Source organism: Terriglobus sp. ADX1, from assembly GCF_036877645.1.
In the GTDB taxonomy this organism is placed as follows: domain Bacteria; phylum Acidobacteriota; class Terriglobia; order Terriglobales; family Acidobacteriaceae; genus Terriglobus.
Genome location: NZ_JAEDXV010000144.1, coordinates 1 through 253 on the forward strand (window position 1 = coordinate 1; position 253 = coordinate 253).

Sequence of the window (253 nt, forward strand, 5' to 3'; positions counted from 1 at the left end):
TTGCGACGCGGTGATGTGCAGTTCATCGGCAAGCCCTGCGGCTGCGCCAAAGCCATAGTTGGCGCGGTCGACATACGCAAGGCTGTACGTAACAAAAACTGCGGGGATGATGACGAACCATCGCCGCGCATGTCGGGCCGGTTGGCAATCCCAGGACGCAGTGACCTTGCAGCGCCATGCGGAGCATCGTCAAAGGGCATTTGGCTACGGCTCTCCTCAAGGGGGCGATGGCAGGTCTCGACGAGGGTATCGT

At 60.9% G+C, this 253-nt stretch carries 1 protein-coding gene; it reads right to left on the minus strand.

Going from position 1 to position 253, the window contains the following annotated elements:
• Positions 1-200: hypothetical protein (locus JAO32_RS19930; protein ID WP_334243648.1), on the minus strand; the 200-nt coding region annotated here is incomplete at its 3' end.
• Between the last annotated feature and the right edge of the window lie 53 nt (positions 201-253).